The sequence below is a fragment of the Arthrobacter sp. StoSoilB22 genome (assembly GCF_019977315.1).
In the GTDB taxonomy this organism is placed as follows: Bacteria; Actinomycetota; Actinomycetes; order Actinomycetales; family Micrococcaceae; genus Arthrobacter.
Genome location: NZ_AP024652.1, coordinates 248,602 through 270,438, shown reverse-complemented (window position 1 = coordinate 270,438; position 21,837 = coordinate 248,602). Strand labels below are relative to the sequence as shown.

At 63.6% G+C, this 21,837-nt stretch carries 21 protein-coding genes; 12 read left to right on the top strand and 9 right to left on the bottom strand.

What is annotated here, in order from left to right; all coding sequences use genetic code 11:
* Nucleotides 1-87 precede the first annotated feature (87 nt).
* On the top strand, nt 88-507 hold the full coding sequence (locus LDN70_RS01300) for a VOC family protein (protein ID WP_223941479.1): 420 nt from the start codon (nt 88-90) through the stop codon (nt 505-507).
* Between the two features lie 67 nt (nt 508-574).
* Here the strand turns inward: LDN70_RS01300 and LDN70_RS01295 are convergent, their stop codons facing one another.
* From LDN70_RS01295 to LDN70_RS01275, 5 genes are all read right to left on the bottom strand, one after another.
* Nucleotides 575-967, bottom strand: a complete 393-nt coding sequence (locus LDN70_RS01295) for a DUF1304 domain-containing protein (protein WP_142937068.1) — start codon at nt 965-967, stop codon at nt 575-577.
* A gap of 38 nt (nt 968-1,005) precedes the next feature.
* A complete protein-coding gene (locus LDN70_RS01290; protein ID WP_223941478.1) occupies nt 1,006-1,881 on the bottom strand; it encodes a class II fructose-bisphosphate aldolase in 876 nt (291 codons plus the stop codon).
* Entirely contained in the window at nt 1,881-3,347 is a 1,467-nt protein-coding gene (locus tag LDN70_RS01285; protein ID WP_223941477.1) for a GntP family transporter, read from the bottom strand. The genes LDN70_RS01290 and LDN70_RS01285 overlap by 1 nt, the downstream gene beginning before the upstream one ends.
* Nucleotides 3,348-3,518: 171 nt before the next feature.
* Nucleotides 3,519-4,421: an NAD(P)-dependent oxidoreductase gene (locus LDN70_RS01280; protein WP_223941476.1), complete on the bottom strand. Its 903-nt coding sequence runs from the start codon at nt 4,419-4,421 to the stop codon at nt 3,519-3,521.
* 25 nt (nt 4,422-4,446) lie between these two features.
* Nucleotides 4,447-5,949: a four-carbon acid sugar kinase family protein gene (locus LDN70_RS01275; protein WP_223941475.1), complete on the bottom strand. Its 1,503-nt coding sequence runs from the start codon at nt 5,947-5,949 to the stop codon at nt 4,447-4,449.
* A 129-nt stretch (nt 5,950-6,078) separates the two neighbouring features.
* Here LDN70_RS01275 and LDN70_RS01270 point away from each other — a divergent pair, with 129 nt between their 5' ends.
* The 4 genes from LDN70_RS01270 (at nt 6,079) to LDN70_RS01255 (ending at nt 8,732) form a co-directional block, all read left to right on the top strand.
* Entirely contained in the window at nt 6,079-6,882 is an 804-nt protein-coding gene (locus tag LDN70_RS01270) for an alpha/beta fold hydrolase (protein WP_223941474.1), read from the top strand.
* Nucleotides 6,883-6,957: 75 nt separating this feature from the next.
* On the top strand, nt 6,958-7,659 hold the full coding sequence (locus LDN70_RS01265) for a FadR/GntR family transcriptional regulator (protein ID WP_223941473.1): 702 nt from the start codon (nt 6,958-6,960) through the stop codon (nt 7,657-7,659).
* 71 nt (nt 7,660-7,730) lie between these two features.
* Entirely contained in the window at nt 7,731-8,348 is a 618-nt protein-coding gene (locus LDN70_RS01260) for a nucleotidyltransferase domain-containing protein (protein WP_223941472.1), read from the top strand.
* Between the two features lie 42 nt (nt 8,349-8,390).
* Nucleotides 8,391-8,732, top strand: a complete 342-nt coding sequence (locus LDN70_RS01255) for a hypothetical protein (RefSeq protein WP_223941471.1) — start codon at nt 8,391-8,393, stop codon at nt 8,730-8,732.
* Between the two features lie 7 nt (nt 8,733-8,739).
* Here the strand turns inward: LDN70_RS01255 and LDN70_RS01250 are convergent, their stop codons facing one another.
* Nucleotides 8,740-9,663 (bottom strand): AraC family transcriptional regulator, encoded by a 924-nt coding sequence (locus tag LDN70_RS01250; protein WP_223941470.1) that lies wholly within the window; start codon nt 9,661-9,663, stop codon nt 8,740-8,742.
* A 206-nt stretch (nt 9,664-9,869) separates the two neighbouring features.
* On the opposite strand from LDN70_RS01250, the gene LDN70_RS01245 reads away from it, so the two are divergent.
* The 7 genes from LDN70_RS01245 (at nt 9,870) to LDN70_RS01215 (ending at nt 18,144) form a co-directional block, all read left to right on the top strand.
* On the top strand, nt 9,870-10,019 hold the full coding sequence (locus LDN70_RS01245) for a hypothetical protein (protein WP_223941469.1): 150 nt from the start codon (nt 9,870-9,872) through the stop codon (nt 10,017-10,019).
* 124 nt (nt 10,020-10,143) lie between these two features.
* Nucleotides 10,144-10,932 carry an SDR family oxidoreductase gene (locus LDN70_RS01240; RefSeq protein ID WP_166841045.1) on the top strand — a complete coding sequence of 263 codons (789 nt, stop codon included), beginning with the start codon at nt 10,144-10,146 and terminating at the stop codon, nt 10,930-10,932.
* A gap of 44 nt (nt 10,933-10,976) precedes the next feature.
* Nucleotides 10,977-12,218 carry a styrene monooxygenase/indole monooxygenase family protein gene (locus LDN70_RS01235; RefSeq protein WP_223941468.1) on the top strand — a complete coding sequence of 414 codons (1,242 nt, stop codon included), beginning with the start codon at nt 10,977-10,979 and terminating at the stop codon, nt 12,216-12,218.
* A 27-nt stretch (nt 12,219-12,245) separates the two neighbouring features.
* Nucleotides 12,246-14,000, top strand: a complete 1,755-nt coding sequence (locus LDN70_RS01230) for a flavin reductase (protein WP_223941467.1) — start codon at nt 12,246-12,248, stop codon at nt 13,998-14,000.
* Nucleotides 14,001-14,025: 25 nt separating this feature from the next.
* Nucleotides 14,026-15,672, top strand: coding sequence for a phytoene desaturase family protein (locus LDN70_RS01225; RefSeq protein ID WP_223941466.1), 1,647 nt, complete (start codon nt 14,026-14,028; stop codon nt 15,670-15,672).
* 7 nt (nt 15,673-15,679) lie between these two features.
* The gene (locus LDN70_RS01220) at nt 15,680-16,471 is read left to right on the top strand and encodes a cyclase family protein (protein WP_166841037.1); all 792 of its coding nucleotides are present in this window, start codon (nt 15,680-15,682) and stop codon (nt 16,469-16,471) included.
* Nucleotides 16,468-18,144 carry a thiamine pyrophosphate-binding protein gene (locus tag LDN70_RS01215; RefSeq protein ID WP_223941465.1) on the top strand — a complete coding sequence of 559 codons (1,677 nt, stop codon included), beginning with the start codon at nt 16,468-16,470 and terminating at the stop codon, nt 18,142-18,144. The genes LDN70_RS01220 and LDN70_RS01215 overlap by 4 nt, the downstream gene beginning before the upstream one ends.
* Before the next feature lie 68 nt (nt 18,145-18,212).
* On the opposite strand, the gene LDN70_RS01210 is transcribed toward LDN70_RS01215, so the two are convergent.
* The 3 genes from LDN70_RS01210 to LDN70_RS01200 are packed head-to-tail and all read right to left on the bottom strand — an operon-like array spanning nt 18,213 to nt 21,675.
* On the bottom strand, nt 18,213-19,220 hold the full coding sequence (locus LDN70_RS01210; RefSeq protein WP_223941464.1) for a LacI family DNA-binding transcriptional regulator: 1,008 nt from the start codon (nt 19,218-19,220) through the stop codon (nt 18,213-18,215).
* 17 nt (nt 19,221-19,237) lie between these two features.
* Nucleotides 19,238-20,818: a glycoside hydrolase family 43 protein gene (locus LDN70_RS01205; protein WP_223941463.1), complete on the bottom strand. Its 1,581-nt coding sequence runs from the start codon at nt 20,816-20,818 to the stop codon at nt 19,238-19,240.
* Nucleotides 20,815-21,675, bottom strand: a complete 861-nt coding sequence (locus LDN70_RS01200) for a DUF6807 domain-containing protein (RefSeq protein WP_223941462.1) — start codon at nt 21,673-21,675, stop codon at nt 20,815-20,817. The genes LDN70_RS01205 and LDN70_RS01200 overlap by 4 nt, the downstream gene beginning before the upstream one ends.
* Nucleotides 21,676-21,837: the final 162 nt, after the last annotated feature.

Here is a 21,837-nt window from a genome sequence, read left to right as displayed (position 1 = left end):
CAGGCGGGGCGCCTGTCCCTTCCGGAATATCAGCTACCGCAGAATTGCCTCTGGACGGCTCATGGAAACACCGGCAGGATCAGAGGCATGACTACGTCGATTTTCGTCAACCTGCCCGTCAGCGACCTTGAAGCATCCAAGGCCTTCTACACGGCCCTTGGCTACACCATCAACCCTAATTTCACCGATGACACTGCAGCCTGCGTGGTCTTCAGCGACACCATTTATGCCATGCTCCTGACCCATGCCAAGTTCAGCGAATTCACCAAGCAGCCCATCGCGGACACGCACAACACGACGGCGGCCATTGTCGCCATTTCTGCCGATAGCCGTGAAGACGTGGATGCCTTGGCCGCCAAGGCGCTCGAAGCCGGCGGGTCCGAAACCTACGACGCCCAGGACCTTGGTTTCATGTACAGCCGCGCATTCCGTGACCTGGATGGCCACCACTGGGAAGTCCTGTGGATGGACGGCGCAGCGGCACAATCCGGTCCCCCGGAGTCCTAAGCCCGCGAGTTTTTGTACAGCAGATGCCCTTCAGAAGGCGTTTTCAGGGCATCTGCTGTACAAAAACTCAGGAGGTTGTAACGGCGATGATTCCAAGCACGACGGCGAGCAACGGCGTTGTGCCTTGGAGCGTTGCTGCGCGGAGGTACTTTTTTCCACTGGCGGCGAGGACGAGTGCCGCGAGGAGCATGGAACCACAGCTGCTGAAGACGAGGGTCCAGCCGACCTGGGTTGCACCCATGGCTACTGCGACGATGCCGATCAACGCGCCAATGGCAAGGAACAGATTGTAGAAGCCTTGGTTGTAGGCGAGCGGCTTGGTCGTTTCCGCGTCGGCCTGAGAGGTGATGCTGAACGTTTTCCAGGTCTTGGGCTTGGTCCAGGTAATGGACTCCATGGTGAAGATGTAGACGTGGAGCAGGGCGGCTATCGTCGCAAAAATCAGGGAGGCCAGGATCATGGTTTGATCCTAGCCTCCCTGTGTTCTTGAACTTGACCCTAGGCGCTGAGCAACTCCAGCGTGGCGCCGGCGAACGTGGCAGCCGAGCCGTTCCAGCGGGCCAGCAAACCCTGCAGATTCTCACCGTCGGCCCGGTGTGCAGCGGTTTCAGCTTCGAGAGTGGACAGGATTCCCGTGCGCAGCTCCGTGTTGAAGTTCACCTTGCCCACCTGCAGAGAAGGGGCCTTCGCGAGCTCATCCGCTGGAATGCCCGACGCACCATGGAGTACCAGCGGCACCTCGGTGTTATCAGCAACTTCCTGCAGCACGTCCCAACGGATGTTCGGCTCGCCCTTGTACTTTCCGTGCACGTTGCCCACCGCGACGGCGAGCAGCTGCGCACCCGTTCGCGCCACGAAGTCAGCCACCTGCGTGGGGTTGGTGAGCCCCGCAACTGAAGTGCCGGCGTCGTGCGCTGAATCTTCGGCACCAAACGCCTTGTCCTCGTCACCCGCAAGGCCGCCGAGTTCAGCCTCGATGACGACGTCGGAGGCGCCTTGGGCGTCCAGCGCGGCTCGGACTTCGCGAACCAGGGCGATGTTGTCCTCGTAGGGCAAGGACGAACCGTCAGCCAGGACCGCGTCTGCACCGGCGGCCACCGAGTCGAGGATGACCTTGAGATCCGAAGCGTGGTCCAGTTGGACCGAAACCGGGACGCTGGCGTCGTCGGCGAGGCCGCGCAGGGCTGCAATGAGGCGCAGGCCGTTGGGTGTGGACGCAGTTTTCGGAGCCACCAGCAGGATCACGCCGAGCCGGGCTTCCTCCGCCGCCGACACTACAGCCAAGGCGGTGGTGAAGTCGTAGCAAGTGAAGGCGGGAACGGCCGAGCCGGAGGCCAGGGCGGAGTTGACCAAGTGGTCGAGTTTGGTGCGCATTAGTGGCCCAGGCCCCCCACCAGGATCCAGGCGACATACGTCAGCGCAAAGCCGGCCAGGCCCAGGATGGTGGTGAGAACGGTCCAGGTCCTGAGGCCGTCGGAAACCGTGAGGCCGTAGTAGCGGATCACGGTCCAGAAGCCCGCGTCCGTGACGTGGGACAGGCCCAGCGAGCCGAAGCCGATGGCAATCACGATCACGGCGATCTGGGCCGGCGAGTAGCCGCCCTCCATCACAGCGGAGGTGAGCAGGCCGGTGGTGGTCACGATGGCCACTGTGGCCGAACCCTGCGCGGCGCGCAGTGCCAGGGAGATGATGAATCCGAGGACAATCACCGGAAGGCCCAGGCTGTCCAGCGTGTGCGACAGTGCGGCGCCGATGCCCGAGGTGCGGAGGACTTCGCCGAAGACACCGCCTGCAGCAACCACCATGAGGATGGACGCGATGGGAGGCAGTGCACCTTCGAAGATTTCGCCGGTTTCCTTGAGCGACCAGTTACGGCGAACGGCCAGCAGGAAGAAGGACAGCGCCACGGCCACCAGGAGCGCGAAGAACGGGTTGCCGATGAACGCAGCCACGCCGTACCAGTAGTTGTCCTTGGGAAGGGTCAGCGTGCCAACGGTGCCGAGGAGGATCTGGACGATCGGAGCGGCGATCAGGAACATGATCAGGCCTGGGCGGGGAGGTGCGATTGCGCGGGCGCCGGGGCCGTCGTGGCCCACGTGGACCAGGGATTCGGAACCGAATTCTTCCACCTGCTGCTTCACACCGGGGAGGAGCTCGTACTCCTTGCGGTTCATGATGCTGGCAACCCAGTAAGAGAGGAATCCGAGGGGGATGCAGATGATGAGCGAGATCATGGTGATGAGCCCGATGTCCGCGCCGAAGACGCCGGCACCGGCCACGATGCCCGGGTGCGGCGGGACTGCGACGTGGATGGACAGCATAATGCCGGCCATGGGCAGGCCGAACTTGATGGGGTGAACGTTGGCGATCTTGGCGAAGGCGTAGACGATGGGGACCAGAACGATCACGCCAACCTCGAAGAACACCGGGATGGCCACCAGGAAGCCCACGGCCGTCAAAGCGACAGCAACGCGCTTGGCACCGAGCTTCTCCGTGAAGTGCGTGGCCAGTGACTGCACGCCACCGGACACCTCGATCATGCGGCCAAGGATGGCGCCGAGGGCGATCAGCAGGGCGACCTTGCCCATGGTGCTGCCAACGCCGGTGGTCACCACGGTGAAGATGTCCTTGAGCGGGATCTGGGCGGCGACGCCCACCAGGATGCTGACCGCCAGCAGGGCAACAAAGGCCTGGATCTTGAAGCGGATGATCAGCACCAGCAACAGGGCGATCCCGGCCGCGGCGATGGTCAGCAGAAGCGGTGTTCCCAGCTCCACTGCGGGCTTGATGGCGGGGGCATCGGCCGCCCGAACCATCAGCGAGTTGACGAGGGGGTTCATTGGGGGTGTCTCCTTTGACATACCAGTCTAGGCAAGACCGGCGGAGGTAGCGACGACGGCGAAGGGGGGACCGCCGTCGTCGCGGGTTCTTGTTGGGGGTGTGGAGTTTTTGTACAGCTAATGCCCTTCTGGGCTGCTCATGAGGGCGTTAGCTGTACAAAAACTCCGGGGTTAGGCAGTGCGCTTGGAGGGCGCAACAACCTTGATGACGGCGGAGTCGTCGGCGGCGGCGAGGCCCTGGGCCTGGCCGAGAAGGTAAAGCTGTTCAGCAGCGGCAGCAACGGGTGCGGCGAGGCCGGCGGCCCGGGTTGCCTTACCCACAATGCCCATGTCCTTGACGAAGATGTCCAGGCGGCTGAGGACCTCGGCACCTTCTTCGGTGTAGGCCTCGAGGATGCGCGGCCCGCGGTTGGAAAGCATGAAGGAACCGGCGGCGCCTGCTTCCAGGGCGGCGAGGGTCTTGGCCTGGTCGAGGCCGAGGGCGTCGGCGAGAGCCATGGCTTCTGCGGCGGCGGCGATGTGGACGCCGCACAGGAGCTGGTTGACGGTCTTCAGTGCCTGGCCGTCGCCGGGCTTGTCGCCCACGATGCTCAGGGTGGACGCCAGCAGTTCCAGTGCGGGGCGCGCCTTTTCGAGTGCCTCGGGCTCGGCGCCAACAACGATCAGCAGGTCACCTTCGCCGGCACGCTTGGGTCCACCGGACAGCGGGGCATCAACCAGCGCGACGCCATACTCGGCCAGCTTGGCTACCGTTGCGGGAATGGCTTCGGTGCCAACGGTGCTGCCCAGGATCACCACGGCGCCCGGCTTCAGTACCGAGGCCACGCCGTTTTCGCCGAAGAGGACATCGTTGAGCTGCTCGCCGTTGCGGACGGCCAACAGCAGCGCATCGGCACCTTGGGAAGCTTCGCGGGCGGAGTCGAAGGTCTTGATGCCGGCCGCTGCTGCGAGCTCCAGGCGCGGCTCTGCGATGTCGAAGCCGTGAACGGTCAGCTCGGAGGCAAGGCGGGTGGCCATGGGCAGGCCCATGGCGCCGAGGCCCAGGACGGTGATGGTGTAGTTGCTGCTGGTCATGGTGTTCTCCATTGAATGTGTGCTTTTAGAAAGTGGCGCTGAGCTTGCGGGTAACCTGGGTCAGGGACTGGTCGTCACCCACGTTGCCGGCGAAGACGATGTAAGGGATGCCCTTGGCGGGACCGTCCACCGGCTCCCACAGCGAGACGATGCCCGGCAGCATGGGTCCGCGGACAATCGCGTGGCGGATTTCCAGGCCGTGCGCCGCCACGTCCGAGGACGTGATGCCGCCCTTGGCGATGACGAACCGCGGCGGGAAGGTCTTGAGTGTCCGGTTCACCACGGCCACGACGGCGGCCGAAACCGTGCGGGCGATCTTCAGGCTCGCTGCGGCGTCGTCGGTTTTGATGAGCAGGCGGCTGGTGTGGACGATCACGTCGCCCTTGTGAAGGGCGTCGACGACGTCGGACACAACGGTTTCGATGTAGGCGTCGGCTTCTGCTTCGCCCGAGGTTTTGGTTCCGGCAATGAGCTTCTCGACGTCGATCTCGATGATGCGGGCCGAGCTGTGCTGCGCAGTGAGGTCATTGAGTTGCCGGGTGGTGACGCCAACGTGGGAGCCCACCACAATCAATCCACCGGTTGAGGAGGGAGTGTTGCCTGCGAAGGCTTCTTCCGAGGTCAGCGCAGTGCGAATTTCCTGGCCAATGCGGCCCCTGACAAAGGGCGGGCCCACGCGGTAGAGGAGTTTCTTGCCGCGGCGTTCTGCTTCCTCCAAGCCCAGGGCGAGGGCACGGAAGTCGTTCTCGGTGACGATGTCAGCCACGATCGGCGTGGAGTTGGCGGCGGATTCCAGGGCGTCGGCGATCGCTTTGGCGGAGATGGTGGGATCTTGCGCTGACGCTCCGGCGCGGATGATGTTCAGGTCCAGGACAATCACGTCGCTCGCGGGGAACCGGCCCTGCGACTTCTCCTCCACATACTTGGCCATCTCGGAGTTGGCGAAACCGAAGCTCGCGTCCTTGGCGAATTCCGTCTCAGCCACGGGAGTCAGTGCGCCGGCGTCGGCGCGCATGTAGTGCACACCGCCGATGGTGATGCGGCCGGCGTCGGGGAATGCCGGAACGATCACCACGCCGTCGGTGGGTTCGCCGGTTTCTGCAGCGACGGTGGCGGCGATGACGTCCGGCTCCAGCGGGTAGTGGCCACGGAGGGTGGAGTCGCTGCGGCTCACGAAGCCCAGCTTCACGTGGCCGGCGGCTGCGGCAGCCAGAGCGTTGCGGACGATTTCCTCGTTGCGCGCTGCGGCTTCGGCCGGGTCAAGGCTGCGGGTGTTGGTGAGGACGTAGACCGCGGGCTTGGTCTGGTTCGCACGGATGTGGGTGAACGCCCAGGTGAAGTCCTCCACGTCCCAGCGGGTGAGCACAGCGAGATCCGCAACTGACTGCGTTCCCGTGGGGTCGTCGTCGAGGACCACCAGGATCTTTGGTGCGTCCGCGGCAGACGCCGCAACGGCGTCGGCAACCAACTGAGCAGGAATCTGGACTTCCGCCGGGAAAGCGGCCAGAACGTCGGCTTCAAGGGTCACTATGCACTCCATCGTGGGAAATCTCTGTTGCGGTTTAGTGAATGTAAGATGTCAGACATCTAACATTTGAATTAGTGTGACACACGGCTCCTCACCGCGCAAGGTGCTGCGCATCACTAGGCTGAGAGGATGGCTGGCAGCGCTGTTCCACTCCCCTTCGTGAACGTCCTCACCCCTGACGTTCCCGCAGGTCAGCCCATTCCAGCAGTCCTGATCCATGGCTGGGCGTCCGGTTCCGTGTATTGGGAACCCCTCGCAAATAAGTTGCTCGACGCCGGCAGGGAAGTCTGGATTCTGGACCTCCCCGGCTACCACCCGGGTGAGACCTTGCCGCCGGACTTCGAATGGACCTTGGACTCGGCAGCGGCTTCCGTGGCCGCGGCCCTTGATGCCCGGGCCAGCGGTCCGGTGCATATGGTGGGACATTCGATGGGTGGCAGTGTTTCGTTGACGCTTGCGGCAGCCCGCCCCGGCTTGGTGGCTTCATTGACCCTTGTGGGCATGGCGCCGGTGCCGCAGAATCAGGGGTTCAAGGAGGTGCTCAGGACTCAGCTGGATCAGGGGTTCTTCGACGCCGGGACCGTAGTGAAGCTCATGAACGCCTGGTATGGAGAGCTGGCCGCAGCAGACATGGCGCGGCTCAGCACAGGGTTCGACACTCCGTTTCCGATTCTGTCCGCCAGCGCGGTGGCGGCCATGACCGGCGTCGAACCTTCAGTGCCTGGGCGCGTCCGCGCGCCACTACTGGTGATCGCCGGTACTGGAGATCGGGTGCGCCCTATCGAGCAAATGCGCGCGTTCGTGGCCGCAAGCCCGGGTCGCCGGTTGGCGGCCATTCGCGGCGCCGGCCACAACGTCCACTGGGAACAGCCCGAACACTGCGCAGAGGCGCTCCTTGAATTTTGGGAAACAAGCTGGCCACCGCCAGCGTAAGATGTCTGACATCCGCCCGCCCCGAGGGTAATCCACGGGGACCCGGGCGGTCTGAAGGACAGGAAATGGGGACACATGGCACGCAAGTCATTGGTGGGCGTCGTGGCCGATGAGCTGCTGGACAGGATCATCGCGGGCGAATTTCCGCCCGGAACAGTGGTACCGGGCGAGCTGGAGCTCAGCGCCAAACACGAAGTAAGCCGCATGACAGTGCGCGAGGCCATGAAAACCCTTGAGGCCCAGAGAATCCTCAGCGTTGAACGCGGCCGCGGAACGTTTGTTAACCCCCTCAACCAGTGGGCCTCCTTGGAAGCCGTGTTGCGTGCGGCGTCTGAAGGAACCAAGGACGCGGCGGCTGCGATCCATTTGATTGAACTCCGCCGCATGCTCGAAACCGGCGCCTGCGAACTCGCCGCCGAGCGCATCTCCGATGATGAGCTCGCCGCACTCAGGGACCACGTGGAAAAGATGCAGACCTCCCACGAAGTCAACGATCTCGCCGGGTTTGTCGAAGCCGACCTCGCCTTTCACGACGTGATCCTGCACGCTTCAGGCAACGTGTTTGTGGCAGTGCTTTTCGAACCCCTGCACAGGGTCCTGGAAGCCCGGCGCGCCGAGACTTCAGCCTTCCCGGAGATCCAGGAACACGCGATCGGGCACCACCGGAAGATCGCCGCGGCTTTGGAATCGCGCAATCCCAACGAGGCCCGTCTCGCGATGGACGCGCACATGCAGCAGACGCTGGACGATCTGAAGACGTACGTTCTGGAGGCGTAGCTGGCACCGGCACTCGCCGCGAGGTCTACTATTGTGTCTATAAGTGCACAATAGTAGACATAGGAGGAATCTTGCGCCTGCAGAACCCCTTGACTGCCATCAGCCCGTCGCTGGATATGGGTGCGCTGTACGTCCTTGCGCGGGCTGATGCCGACTTCACCGCCCCCGGCATCTGCAGCCTCCTTCCCGAGCCCAGCTCACTCGCCGGAGTCCGCAAGGCACTCGCCCGCTTGGTCGATCAAGGCATTGTCCTAGAGAAAGTTGCCGGAAGAACCCACATTTTCCGCCTCAATCGTCATCACCTCTTGGCCAAAGCAGTCGAGGAGATGGCCAGCGCAAAAGACCATCTCATCGAGCGCATTCGGACCGAGATCGAGTTGTGGGAATTCGCGCCGATTGTCGTCACGATTTATGGCTCGGCCGCACGTAATGACATGCGAAACGATAGCGACATAGACCTGTTCATCGCCCTTCCGAACGACGTCAACGAGTTGCAGGCCGAAACCAGAATAGCCACTCTGGCCGGCGAAATCAGCGCCTGGACGGGCAACGACACGCGGCCTTTTGTCTTCCTGGAGTCGGAAGTAGCGCCTTCGTCGATTTTCGAGTCCATCATCGATGAGGGCGACACACTTTTCGGCGATGGAACGTGGTTGCGCCGCGTTCTCCGCGCTGGCAGTGGCGCTTAGATGAGGACCACACCGGGAAGCGAAAGTATCCGCCGAGGTCGCTTGAGCAAGGCCGCGCAGTTCCAGCGGGTGGCCATGGATGCCCTCGAACTTGCTGAAGAACACTACGAAGTTGCCGACGCCGTGGCAACCCTCTGCATCCACGCAGGAATCGCCGCCTCTGAGGCCATCTGCATTGCTCGGCTCGGTCACTTCGCGCAGGGCCAGGACCACAATGACGCGGTAGCTCTGCTCAAGTCAGTGGATGGGGGCGCCGCCAAACACCTCACCACATTGCTGGGTATGAAAACCCGCGCTGGCTACGGGTACAACCCCATCAATGCGGAGCAGCTCAAGAAGGCGGTTCGGGCCATGGGGCCGCTGTTGGATTATGCTCGCCGATAGCTTTCCGTCATCGGCGCAGGCTCTCGCTGGGTAGCTCTCCGAAGGCCTTTACGTAGAGCGCAGAGAAGCGCCCTTGGTGCGTGAAGCCGCAGAGTTCCGCGATGGCCGTGACACTCTGCTCGCGGGGGCTCGCCTCCAGGAGCATCTCCCGGGCACGGTCCAGCCGGATACTCCGCAGCAACTCCGACGGCGTCGCTCCAGTTTCCGCCCGAAGTGCCGTTTGCAGCGTTCGAACCGAGACACCCAAGCACTCGGCGATGTCCGGCACGGTGAGTTCTTCGAAAGCATGCCGGTCCAACAGCTCGCGGAACTCCCGGACCAGGCGGCTTTCAGATTCCGCGTCCCGGGTCTCATCACCGGGCAACTCCATGGCCATCAGCAGGCGTGACACCATGCTGTCCGCCAGCAGCCCCTGCACAAACGCGGGAGCAGTGGTACGTGGCTGGCTGATCATGTCGTCATGAAGCTCGACGACGGACCTCAAGAACGCGCGGCCGGCGGCACCTGAAAGGTCCATGCCATAGCCCAGATCAACGGTGTCATGGCCATAAAGCTGACCCGCCACCCGCTCAACCGCTGAACGACGCACGTAGACAATGAGGTGCGGACTTCCGCCGTCCCAGCTCATGGAGAAGGGCCGGTGGAGCGGAGGAACAGTGGCCATCCGGGGACCCGACTCCACCGTGCTGGCACCCACCTTCATGGATGCGTGCCCTGCCAACGGGATCTGCACCAGGTGGAAATCCTGCAGGCCCTCGGGCTCAATCCGGACGTCGGCTCCGTAGTCCAGGAACTCGATCCCCACGTCACCCCGGTGCAGGGAGCGCAACTTCATGTCCACCGAGGACTGGTGCGTCAGTGGTGCAAGCTCGTGGCTGCAGAACAGTTCGGCGATCCTGGCGTGTGCCTCGTCCACGTCAGTGGTGGCCATGATTGGGCGGCCCCGGAGCACATCACGGGGAAGAATCCTCACCATCCGCCACCTACTTCACAGGGTCTTGTGCAGCTTTTCGCTTATCGGACGATCCTCGCGCCAACTGGATATTCCGGAGTCCAACGGCTGTCTAGAGTCGCTTTTGAGACAAGTATGACGCAGCTCACAGCACCATAACAGCGACGGAAGCGGGGTGAGGACCAGTGAAGAACATCAAGGTGGCACATGACCGCAGAGACGAATGGGACAGGAGCCACTTCGAACTCTGGGCGGCGGAGCTTCGGGCCAGGGAAACCCACCTCACTTCCGCGGCATGGGTGGGTTGGCACGAGGAAGAGGAAGAACCTGCGTAATTCGGATGATCACTGCGCCAAGTGGATATTCCGCCGGAGAAGGGCAACCTAGAGTCACTTCAAGAGTGAATATGACGCACGTCATATTTACGTAACACAGCACGCGAGAGAAAGGGTTCGGCAGATGTCAGCACTCGAAGGCAGGACGGCAATCGTCACCGGTGGGGCCACCAAGGTGGGGCAAGGCGTGGTGACCTCATTGCGCGACGCCGGAGCCACGGTGGTGGTTGCGGATATAGCTCCCGACGGCGACACCCTCACCAAAGCTCTCGGGGAAGGGATTCACTATTCCCACACGGACATCACCGACGATGCCGCAGTCAGCGAACTGGTGGAGGAAACCGTGGCCCTCTACGGCGGGCTCGGCGTCCTGGTAAACCTCGCCTGTACCTACAAGGACGACGGCGCAGCCTCCGGGCGAGCCGACTGGCTCGAAGCACTCAACGTCAATCTGGTCAGCGCCGTGGTGGCGAGCAATGCGGCCCGACCCTACCTCAAGGCGTCCGGCCACGGTGCCATCATCAACTTCACCTCCATTTCCAGCTCGGTGGCCCAGACCGGCCGATGGCTCTATCCGGCCAGCAAAGCAGCCCTGGTTCAGGTGACCCGCAGCATGGCCGTGGACTTCGCAGAAGACGGCATCCGCGTGAATTCCGTCAGCCCCGGCTGGGTCTGGAGCAACATCATGGACTCCCTCAGCAACGGGAACCTCCAAAAGACAGACTCGGTTGCGGCCCCCTTCCACGCCCTCAAGCGGGTCGGCCGCCCGCACGAGGTGGGTGACGTCGTCGCTTTCCTCGCCAGTGACCAAGCAAGTTTCGTCACCGGTGCCGATTGGGCCGTTGACGGCGGCTATTCCGCCTTGGGACCGGAACGAGCCGAAGAGGCTATTCCCCTGCTCGCAGCAAACTAACGCCAAGCTTCACAACAACCTCCACCAGAGAGAAAGGCAACGCCATGACGCAACGCCACATCACCATCGTCGGGGCCGGCCAGTCCGGGCTTCAGCTGGGCATCGGACTCCTGGACGCCGGCTACCAGGTGACCACCATCTCCAACCGCACGTCCGAGGAAATTGCTGGCGGCAAAGTAGCCTCCAGCCAATGCATCTTCCACAACGCACTTGAGAACGAGCGGGCCCTCGGCCTGGACTTCTGGCCCGATGCTCCCACCGTGGACGGCATCTCCTTCACCATCCCCCACCCCGAGCTGCCGGGTGAGAAGGCGATCAGCTGGGCCTCACGACTGGACAACCACGCCAAGTCCATCGATCAGCGGGTGAAGTTCCCCAAGTTCATGGAAGAGTTCACAGCCCGCGGCGGCGAGCTGGTCTTCGAAGATGCCGGTTTGGCTGAGCTGGAAAAGTACACGCAGACCTCGGACCTGGTGATCGTGGCGGCCGGCAAGGGTGAGATCGCCCAACTGTTCACCCGCGACGCCGAACGCAGCACCTACGATGCCCCGCAGCGCGCCCTGGCCTTGACCTATGTGACGGGCCTGAAACCCCGCGAAGAGTACTCGGCGGTCTCGTTCAACCTCATTCCGGGCATAGGTGAGTACTTCGTGTTCCCCGCGCTGACCACCACCGGTCCTTGCGAAATCATGGTCTTCGAAGGCGTGCCCGGCGGCCCGATGGACACATGGAAGGGGCTCAGCCCGGAGGAACACCTGGAGAACTCCAAGAACATCCTCTCGAAGTTCCTGCCGTGGGAAGCCGAGCGTGCCACGAATGTGGAACTGACCGATCCCAACGGTGTCCTTCAAGGCCGGTTCGCCCCCACCGTCCGCCACCCGATTGCCACACTGCCTAGCGGCAGGCAGGTACTGGGCCTGGCCGACGTCGTGGTGTTGAACGATCCCATCACCGGGCAGGGCTCCAACAACGCGAGCAAGTGCGCGGCGTCGTATCTGGACAGCATCACCCGGCACGGCAATGGCGCCTACGATGCGAGCTTCATGCAGGCAACCTTCGAGCGCTATTGGGATTACGCGCAGCACGTTGCACACTGGACAAATGCCCTCCTGGCCCCGCCTCCGCCGCATGTCCTGGAGCTGCTGGGTGCTGCGAACAGCGAACCGGACATCGCGCACCGCTTCGCCAACGGCTTCAACCATCCTCCGGAATTCCAGGATTGGTTCATGTACCCGGACAAAGCCGCGGGCTACCTCGCAGACCTTTCCGCCGCCAAAGTTTCGTAGCGCAACCCTGCTAATAAGGACTCAACCATGCGAAAAATAGCAATCGTAGGGGCCGGCGAATCCGGCGCCCAGCTGGCATTGGGCCTGCAACGGGACGGCTTCGCGGTAACGCTCCTGTCCGACCGGTCCGCAGCCCAGATCCGCACCGGCAAGATCATGTCCAGCCAGTGCATGTTCTCAACCGCCCTCGACGCCGAAGCCCACATGGGAACGGCGCTCACCGAATTCTACGAATCCGGATCCGTCCCTGGCATCACCTCCATCCGGCTACGCGTGGATGCTGATGAACCCATCGAGTGGGAAGCACCCCTGGACGGTCCCGCCCGGTCCATTGACCAGCGCATCAAGAGTGCCCTCTGGATCGAGACGTTCGTTGCAGCCGGTGGCGACTTCCGCATTGAGAAGGTCACCCCGAGGATGCTCGAAGAACTCGCCCATGACTACGAACTGGTCATTGTCAGCACCGGCAAGGGCGAAATCGGCCAGATCTTCCCGCGGGACAAGGCAAAATCGCCCTTCGACCGGCCGCAAAGGGTTCTGGCGCTGAACTATGTCACGTCCGACGGCGGTGCTTCCGCCGGCTCGTCCGCCACAGGTACCGACGGCGGGGGCGACGCCATCCGCATGTCCATGGCACCCGGCGTCGGCGAATTCTTTACCTTCCCCGGCCTGACCGTCTCCGGCCCGTGCCGCATGATGGTGTTCGAGGGCGTGGTGGGCGGCCCTATGGACCGCTGGACCGACGTCGGGACCCCCGAAGAGCAGCTCGAGCGTTCGCTGGAAACCCTGCGCGAGCATTTCCCGCACGAGGCCGAAAACTTCGCCGACGCGGAGCTGACCGATAGCGGTGCCACGCTCCTGGGACGCATCACGCCCACGGTGAGGTCCGCCGTCGGGGAACTCGGCAACGGCACGTTGGTGTTCGGGCTGGGCGACGCCGTGGTCCTCAATGATCCCCTCACCGGGCAGGGATCCAACAACGCGACCCTGGCTGCGAAGTACTACCTTGACGCGATTGTTCGCCGCGGCCAGCAACCTTTTGACCGCCCATGGATGGAGCGGACGTTCGACGAATTCTGGCGCGGCTGGGGGCAATGGGCCGTGGAATGGACCAACGATCTCCTGAAGCCGCGGCGTGATCACCAGAGGACGCTCCTCCGTGAAGCCGCTGACCATCCGGCCCTGGCAGCAAGCATCGTGAGCGGTTTTGATGACCCCCGGACGTCGTACCCTTGGTGGTTCGACTCCGCAGCTGCCGCGGACTTCATGCAGGCCAAGAAAGAAGAGGACACGTCGGTGTTTGATGTCCGTGATTTCCGCAGCGCCCTGGGTCAGTACGCCACGGGCGTCACCGTGGTGACCACTGTGGCGGCGGACGGCCGAAAAGTGGGCATGACCGCCAATTCCTTCACCTCAGTGTCCATGGAGCCGCCGCTGGTGCTCTGGTGCCCCAGCAAACGGGCGCCCAGCCTGGGTGATTTCGAGGACGCAACGCACTTTGCCATCAACATCCTGGCCAGTGACCAGCACGTCCTGTCCCGGCAGTTCGCAACACCTGCCACGGACAAGTTCGTGGGCGCGGAAACCACTGAAGGAATTGCCGGCATTCCGCTGCTGAACGGCGCTGTGGCAACCTTCCAGTGCCGCACCGTTTCGCGACATGACGCCGGGGACCACGTCATCTACGTGGGTGAAGTGGAAAGCTACAAGCACGACGGCGGTGCTCCCCTGGTGTTCCACGGCGGCAAGTACCACGCCACGGCCAGCCATCCGGATTTCTAGGCACACCCTTATGAAAGGTGCGGTTATGGACGATTCAGTTGACGTAGCGATCATCGGTTCAGGCATCAACTCCCTGGTGGCGGCGGCAGAATTGGCCTTGGCCGGGAAGCGCGTGTGCATCATCGAGCGCTCTGACCGTCTTGGTGGCTTCATCCATTCCGCCGAGCGGACCCTTCCGGGCTTCATCCACGACTCCTTCTCCTCCTGGCACCCGTTGTTCGTGTCCGGCGGTGCCTACGGGGCGCTGGGCAAGGAGCTGCACGCCAGGGGCCTGGAGTATTCCAACACCTCCGGCCCGGTGACAGCGAGCGTTGCCGCGGACCCGGCCACCGGAGCCCACCGCGTGGTCATCGCGGAGCGGGACCCGGCCACCACAGCTGCTGCGTTCAAGGAACCCGGCGACCAAGCTGCGTATCTGGCAATGCTTGATGATCTGGGCCGCAACGCAGGAACGGTGTTCGGGGCTTTCGGAGCAGAGCTTCGGTCTTTTGGGGAAGTGGCAAAGATTGCTTTGGGGGCCTTACGACGCGGGCGCTTCCAAGGGACGGAAGCCTTCGTCCGCGATTCCGTGATGAGCGGACGAAACTATGTCCGCAGCCGTTTTGATGGCTGGGAAGCGGACCAGCTGTGGTCACCCTGGCTTCTGCACGCAGGGCTCGGCCCGGACCAAGCCACAGGCGGCGTCATGCTGCCAGTAATGGCCATGAGCATGCACAGCTTTGGGCTCCCCTTGGTTACGGGCGGTGCTTCGCGGTTTGTGGGTGCGTTCGAGTCGTTGCTGCGCGACAACGGGGTGCGGATCATGCTGGGCGCGGAGGCCGAGGAAATCGTGGTGTCGTCCGAGGTTTCCGGCAAAGATGCCGTCACCGGCGTCCGCACATCCCAAGGCGTGGTTTCAGCCGGCACGGTGCTCGCGAACGTTTCGCCCCAGGCCCTCTACACCCGGCTCCTCCGGCAACCACCCGCTGGTACGGCCCAGGCCGCCGAACGCTACCAGAACGGCCGCGGTGCCATGCAGATCCACCTTGCTGTGGACAAGCCTGTGGAATGGCTCGATCCCAGGCTCAACACCGTCCCTCTGGTTCATATCAGCAATGGCTCTGACAGCACCGGAATCGCCTGTGCCCAGGCTGAAGCGGGTCTGCTGCCCAACGAACCTACCGTGGTGGTGGGCCAACAGTGCGTCCTCGATCCGTCGCGGGCTCCGGAGGGCAAAGCCACGTTGTGGTTGCAGCTCCAGGAAGTCCCGTTCACGCCCGTAGGTGACGCAGCCGGCCAACTGGACGTTGCGGGCGGCTGGACTGACGAGCTGAAGCACGGCTATCTGGAACGGGTCCTGGCCCGGTTGGAGCAGTTCGCCCCGGGAACCAGGGCAACCGTCCTGGCCTCGGAGGTTTTGGCACCGACGGATCTGGCCGCAGCCAATCCCAATGCCGTCAACGGCGACCCCTACGGCGGCTCCGCGGAACTCTTCCAAAACCTGCTCTGGCGGCCCTTCCCCGCAGCGGCAGGACACCAAACCGCCGTCGAAGGTCTCTGGCACATCGGCGCGTCGACCCATCCCGGCCCCGGACTTTCCGGCGGTTCCGGACACTTGGTAGCCCAAAAGCTGACCGCACTACCCTCACCACTTTCCCGCCTTCAAGCAGCACTTAAACCAAGCAAGCGATAGGAGAACAATGTCTGTTCTGGCCGGGCTCACTGCAGCCCTCTCGAGTGGTTCCGTGGAAATCATCGATCTCACCACGCCGCTCAGTTCCGAGACCCCCATCCTGAACCTGCCGCAGCCGTTCGCGAACACCGTGGGCTTGTCGGTTTCACCGGTGAGTAATTTCGACGACGCCGGTCCGGCTTGGGCGTGGAACGACGTCACAGTGGGCGAACACGCAGGCACGCACCTGGATGCACCGGTCCACTGGATCACGGGCAAGGACGGCAAATCCGTGGACCAGATTGAACCACACCGCCTGGTGGGGCCGCTGGTGGTGATCGACAAGACCGCTGAAGCTGCCGCGGATCCGGACTTCCTTCTGGAACCGGAGCACTTTGAACAGTGGCAGCAAGAGCACGGCGCGTTCCCGGAGAACTGTTGGGTCATCTTCCGGACGGGCTGGGCGGCTCGAGGCGCTGACGCTGCGGCTTTCGTCAACGCGGACGACGCCGGACCCCACACTCCCGGGGTCTCCGCCGCGGGTGCCAAGTGGCTTGCCGGTAACGCCTCGATCAGTGGCTTTGGCGTGGAAACCGTGGGCATCGACGCCGGTCAGGCAGGTGGCTTGGATCCGATGTTCCCGGTTCATTCGTTCCTGCTCGGCGCTGACAAGTATGGCGTCACCTCGCTGCGGAATGTAGATCGACTTCCTGTCACCGGTGCCACGTTGGTGGTTGCTCCGTTGCCGATCGTGGGCGGCACGGGTAGCCCCAGCCGTGTGTACGCACTGGTGGAAAAGGGCACGGTGGAGCGAGCATGAGCGCGGAAGTAAGGGTCTCCACCCTGGTGGGCAGGACGCTGGCGAAGCTCGGCGTCGGGCACGTTTTCGGCGTGGTGGGCTCCGGTAACTTCGATGTCACCGGCACGCTCATGGCGGAAGGTATTCCGTTCACGGCGGCCCGCCACGAGGGCGGTGCCGCCACTATGGCCGACGCCTATTCGCGGATGTCCGGCAAGGTGGGTGTGGTCACTACCCATCAGGGCTGCGGACTGAGCAACGCCATCACCGGGATCGGGGAGGCAGCCAAAAGCCGGACGCCGATGATCGTGCTCACCGCCGATACCCAGGCCGCTGCCATCCGCTCCAACTTCAAGATCGACCAGGACGCCCTGGCCCGCAGCGTAGGAGCCGTGGCCGAACGGATCCACTCCCCCGCCACAGCTGTGGCGGACACCGTCAGGGCTTACCGCACCGCGGTGAATGAGCGTCGCACGGTGGTTTTGAGCCTGCCGCTGGACATCCAAAGTGGCACTGCGGCAGATGAGGTGAGTGCCGTCGTCGTGCCTGAGCCGTTGAAGATCCGCCCTGACGCTGCCGCCGTTGAGCAACTGGTGGCACTCATTGCCGCCGCGGAACGGCCCGTGTTCGTTGCCGGACGCGGAGGACGGGGTGCCCGGGACGAAATCCTGGCACTGGCACAGCATGCCGGCGCGCTGGTGGCAACCTCGGCAGTGGCGAGCGGGCTATTCAACGGCGACTCCCACAACCTCGGCATCTCCGGCGGTTTTTCCTCGCCTGCCACGGCGGAGTTCATCAGCGGTGCGGACCTGATTGTGGGCTGGGGTTGCGCGCTGAACATGTGGACCATGCGCCACGGTCGGCTCATTTCGGCTGGCACCACTGTGGTGCAGATCGACGTCGAAGATGCCGCCCTGGGTGCCAACCGGCCCATCACCCTGGGTGTGCTGGGTGATTCGGCGCTGACGGCTGCGGATGCCCTGACGGCGCTGCGGACCGTGCAATCCGAGCCCGCTGGGAAGTATCGCACCGAAGCCAACGCTCTGGCCATCAAACAGAGCTCACGGTGGCGGGACGTTTCCACAGCGGATCTGTCCACGGCAACCTCCATCGATCCCCGAGTCCTCACCCGGGAACTCGATTCGATGCTCCCATCCGAGCGGATCGTGGCCGTGGATTCGGGCAACTTCATGGGCTACCCCAGCCAATACCTTGCTGTGCCGGACGAGTTCGGTTTCTGCTTCACGCAGGCATTCCAAGCCATCGGGCTGGGCCTGTACACAGCGATTGGTGCTGCCCTCGCGCAGCCACACCGGCTGCCGGTACTGGGCGCCGGTGACGGCGGGTTCCTCATGGGAATCAGCGAGTTGGAGACCGCCGCGAGGCTGAAACTACCCCTGGTGTGCATCGTCTACAACGACGCCGCCTACGGGGCCGAGGTCCACCACTTCGCTTCGGAGCACTCGGAGGCCGAGCTCTCCAGCGTCGTGTTCCCGGAAACGGACATCGCCGCGATCGCGCGCGGATTCGGCGCCGAAGGCGTGACGGTGCGGACCGTGGCGGATCTGGAAGCGATTCGCCCGTGGATTGCCGTCTACGAAGCCGGGACCCAGGACCGGCCCCTGGTGATCGACGCAAAGATAGCGTCCGACGGCGGATCGTGGTGGCTGGCCGAGGCCTTCCAGGGCCACTAAGCCCCGCCTCACCCAACTGAGAAGCAGCAGTGCGCGTTTTGAGGGCTCAAAACGCGCTCTGCTGCTACCTACATGGGTGGGGCGGTGCTTCCCCGCACCACCAGCTCCGTGGCGACTTCCAAGGCAGCCGAGGAACTACTTCCCTGTTCGATCTGCTCCGTGAGCATGCCCACGGCCATCGACGCGAGCTGGGCGAGGGGTTGCCTGACAGTAGTGAGGGGCGGTGACGTGAGTGCTGACTGGGCGATGTCGTCAAAGCCCACAACGCTGAGGTCGCCAGGGATTTTCAGCGATCGCTGGGCCGCCGCGTTCATGACGCCCAAGGCCTGCAGGTCGCTTCCCGTGAAAATTGCCGTGGGTCGCTCCGGCAGGTCCAGAAGTTCTCCGCCGAGCCGAAGCCCGGACTCGATACTGAAATCGCCGTCGCGCACGAACTCGGGAAGTACCGGCAGCCCGGCTTCATGAAGGGCGGCCGCGTAGGCTGCGTAGCGGGCACGCCCATGACCCGGGCTGTGGACGCGGCCGGTAATGATGCCGATGCGCTCATGCCCAAGTTCCAGAAGATGGGACACCGCCCGCAGCGCTCCGGAGAACGAGGCCGGGCTGACGCTGGGAATCTGCAGGCCTTGGGAACCTTCAGGGTCTATGGCAACAGCGGGGATGTTCAGCGTACGCGCCAGCTCTACCAGTGGTGATCCCTGCCGTGGAGCCAACAGCATCACGCCGTCGAGCCGGTTGCCGGAGGGCTCACGCAATTTCTGCCAGTTCCCGGCAGTAGCATTTACGGCCCGCGTGTAGGCCACGGTGTAGCCGAGCCGCGCAGCAGCAGCTTCCACTCCCTCCATGGTTTCCAGGACCCATGGAGAATCAAAGTTGTTCACCACCAATTGCAGCAATCCGGGTTCGGTGGGCGACTGCCGCTTGGTGTAATCAAGGTCCTCCAAGGCCTGCTGAACACGGGCGCGCGTTGCCTCGGAGACGTGGGAGCGGCCGTTCAACACCTTGGAAACAGTGGGGACGGAGACGCCGGCGGCGGCAGCCACGTCTGCGATCTTGGGGCGCGGAGTGGCGGTCAATGGGGCGGTCCTTGAACTCATGGGGATACGGGGGCGGCAACGCGCTGGGCGGCCGCCCGGCGGACCGGCGCAGTGTCCACCCGCACGGGACCAACGATAACACTCCCGCGTTGACGCGAGCCCAAGGGCGACGCCGCGAAAATCCCCAGCTCAGCGCCGATCCAGCGGCCCTCAACAACATCGAAATCCCAGATGGGAATCTGCCACGGATCCGTGGGACCCACCCGCCAGGCAAACGTGGCCTGCGGAGTTTCATCTATGCGGATCTGCAGCTCAATACGCGGCCCCGGAAGGGCCACGGCGCGCCCTATCGGCTGCTCGCGCGGACCTTCGCTGCCGGTTCCGCTACCCAGGACGTAGCCGTCCGGGGTGCGTACGATCCCCAGCCAGGCGTACCGCTGACCCAGAACCACGACGCCGGCCCGGGTACCTGGAGCCACATCGTCCAGTTCCAGGGTGGTGGTGAATGTGGACGGTTCGCCGGGGAGGATCTGGCCCAAGACGTTAGGGAGCTCGCGGAGATTGATGGGATCGTTGGCTTGCGGACGGAGTACCAGATGTCCTCCTCCACAGGTGGACAGCCATTCGTCCCGGGGGTTGGCCTGCCAGTGCCACTGCGGGCCCAGGCCGGGGGACGTGAAGTTGTCACCGGCGGGTGGTGCACAGTTTTCGGGCGAAGTACCGCGCGGGTAGGGGTGGCTCGAAACCGGGGTTCCCGGTCCGCCGTCGTCCGCTGTTTTGCCCATCCACGGCCAGCCGTCTTCACCCCAGCCCATGGGCTGGAGGTGAACCACGCGTCCGTACGGCCCCCGGTCCTGGAAGTGCAGGAACCAGTCTTCGCCCTCAGGAGTAGTGACCCAGGCGCCTTGATGCGGGCCATTCACGGGCGAATCGCCCTGCTCCAGGACGCGCCGTTCCTCGTAAGGTCCGAACGGCGACCGCGAGCGGAAAACCGACTGCCATCCTGTAGCAACGCCTCCCGCCGGCGCGAAAATCCAGTACCAGCCGTCGCGCTGATAGAACTTGGGCCCCTCCAGGGTTGAGAAGCCCGGCAGGTCTTCGCCGTTGATGACGTGGGTTCCATGGTCCAGGAGCCGGGAGGCGTCCGGGCTCATCCGGTGCACAGTGAGCCGGTTCTTGACTCCGATCCGGCTCTTGGCCCAGCCGTGGACCAGGTACGCCGTGCCGTCTTCGTCCCACAGCGGGCAGGGGTCAATGAGGCCGCGACCGGCGTAGAGAAGGTGAGGTGCACTCCACGGACCTTCCGCCTTCTCCGCGCTGAGTACAAAGATGCCGTGGTCCGGGTCCGGGTAGAAGATCCAGAATTTGCCGTCGTGGTAACGCAGCGCCGGAGCCCACACGCCGCTTCCGTGCCGCACCAGCGAATAGTGGCTGGATTGTGGCAGCTCCCGGAGCGCATGCCCGGCGTGCTCCCAGTCCACCAGGTTCCGCGACCGCAATACCGGCAGGCCGGGAACCCTGTTGAAGCTGGAGGCGACGAGGTAATAGGTGCCGTCAACCTGTACCGCGTCAGGATCCGGCCAGTCACCGTTGAGGATGGGGTTGTTGTAGACGGGGGTGCGGTGTCGGGTTGTCATGGTGTCCTGTCGGGTGAGCTGCTGAAGTGGTGGAGAAGGAGTTCCTCGACATGCTGGGGGCTGGTTAGGGAGCCGTCGTGGACCACTGCGTGGAGACTGAGCTTGAGCGGATTGCCCCGGTCCACTGTTGCCGGGTGGTCCCACGCGACGGCCGGACCCGCGCCTACATAGCCGTCAGTGCGCACAAACCAAGGGCGCAACGCGGAGGTGTCTTGAGCGAGGATGACACTGACGTTTTTGCCCTCATGCCGGGTTTCCATCGCGAGCCAAGGGGAAAGTGATCCATGGGCTATGCCCGTCCCTGTTCCTCCTGAACACAGCACTTTGGCCGGGACATCACCCGACGGGAAGCGCCAGAATATGCCGCCGTAGCCAGCGCCGCTACGCCCTTTGACGGCAGACGACGACACGGACAACTGCTCCACGTCAACGGCAGGCTGAAGCAGGGATTCGAACGCAAGGCTCCACGTGTTTGCGGCAGGGTGCGCTTGGTATCGGTAGCTCCGCCCCTCCACAGCCAACGGGTCTCCGCTCTTGTCCAGCCACACCACCGTCCCCTTCCCCAGCCCCTCCAGGGACAGCCATTCCGCGAGCACTTGACGTCCGTGGTTGGGAAGGATTGCCGGGCCATTTTCGGTGAATGTGGATCCACCCCAGAAGTTGGTTCCGTTCAGGTCCGAGAAAGAGAGCGACAGACCGAGGTGGTGCGGGTGATCAACTGGACCAGCTTCCGTCACCGCCACTCCGGCCAGAGTCCGTACAGGGTGGAGGTACGGCCTGGGAGACAGCACGGTTGCCAGATCGCCGCCGGTGTTCATCTCCAGCACGGTTGCGCCGTTGAGTTGGAAGCTTCCCATTCGACCTCCTTGTGATGGGTTCCGCTGCGTGGGAATCAGCATAAACAGACCAGAAAGAGTTCGGCAACTACTTATGAAAGTTTCTTTGAACTATTTTCCGGTATTGAGTTGTGATGTGTTGACAGTCACAGCCATTCGTTGCTAGAAATCGTTTACTCAGTA

Coding starts and splice junctions, on each gene's coding strand:
- LDN70_RS01300 (WP_223941479.1), top strand. CDS start 88: ATGACTACGTCGATTTTCGTCAACCTGCCCGTCAGCGACCTTGAAGCA.
- LDN70_RS01295 (WP_142937068.1), bottom strand. CDS start 967: ATGATCCTGGCCTCCCTGATTTTTGCGACGATAGCCGCCCTGCTCCAC.
- LDN70_RS01290 (WP_223941478.1), bottom strand. CDS start 1,881: ATGCGCACCAAACTCGACCACTTGGTCAACTCCGCCCTGGCCTCCGGC.
- LDN70_RS01285 (WP_223941477.1), bottom strand. CDS start 3,347: ATGAACCCCCTCGTCAACTCGCTGATGGTTCGGGCGGCCGATGCCCCC.
- LDN70_RS01280 (WP_223941476.1), bottom strand. CDS start 4,421: ATGACCAGCAGCAACTACACCATCACCGTCCTGGGCCTCGGCGCCATG.
- LDN70_RS01270 (WP_223941474.1), top strand. CDS start 6,079: ATGGCTGGCAGCGCTGTTCCACTCCCCTTCGTGAACGTCCTCACCCCT.
- LDN70_RS01265 (WP_223941473.1), top strand. CDS start 6,958: ATGGCACGCAAGTCATTGGTGGGCGTCGTGGCCGATGAGCTGCTGGAC.
- LDN70_RS01250 (WP_223941470.1), bottom strand. CDS start 9,663: ATGGCCACCACTGACGTGGACGAGGCACACGCCAGGATCGCCGAACTG.
- LDN70_RS01240 (WP_166841045.1), top strand. CDS start 10,144: ATGTCAGCACTCGAAGGCAGGACGGCAATCGTCACCGGTGGGGCCACC.
- LDN70_RS01235 (WP_223941468.1), top strand. CDS start 10,977: ATGACGCAACGCCACATCACCATCGTCGGGGCCGGCCAGTCCGGGCTT.
- LDN70_RS01230 (WP_223941467.1), top strand. CDS start 12,246: ATGCGAAAAATAGCAATCGTAGGGGCCGGCGAATCCGGCGCCCAGCTG.
- LDN70_RS01225 (WP_223941466.1), top strand. CDS start 14,026: ATGGACGATTCAGTTGACGTAGCGATCATCGGTTCAGGCATCAACTCC.
- LDN70_RS01220 (WP_166841037.1), top strand. CDS start 15,680: ATGTCTGTTCTGGCCGGGCTCACTGCAGCCCTCTCGAGTGGTTCCGTG.
- LDN70_RS01215 (WP_223941465.1), top strand. CDS start 16,468: ATGAGCGCGGAAGTAAGGGTCTCCACCCTGGTGGGCAGGACGCTGGCG.
- LDN70_RS01205 (WP_223941463.1), bottom strand. CDS start 20,818: ATGACAACCCGACACCGCACCCCCGTCTACAACAACCCCATCCTCAAC.
- LDN70_RS01200 (WP_223941462.1), bottom strand. CDS start 21,675: ATGGGAAGCTTCCAACTCAACGGCGCAACCGTGCTGGAGATGAACACC.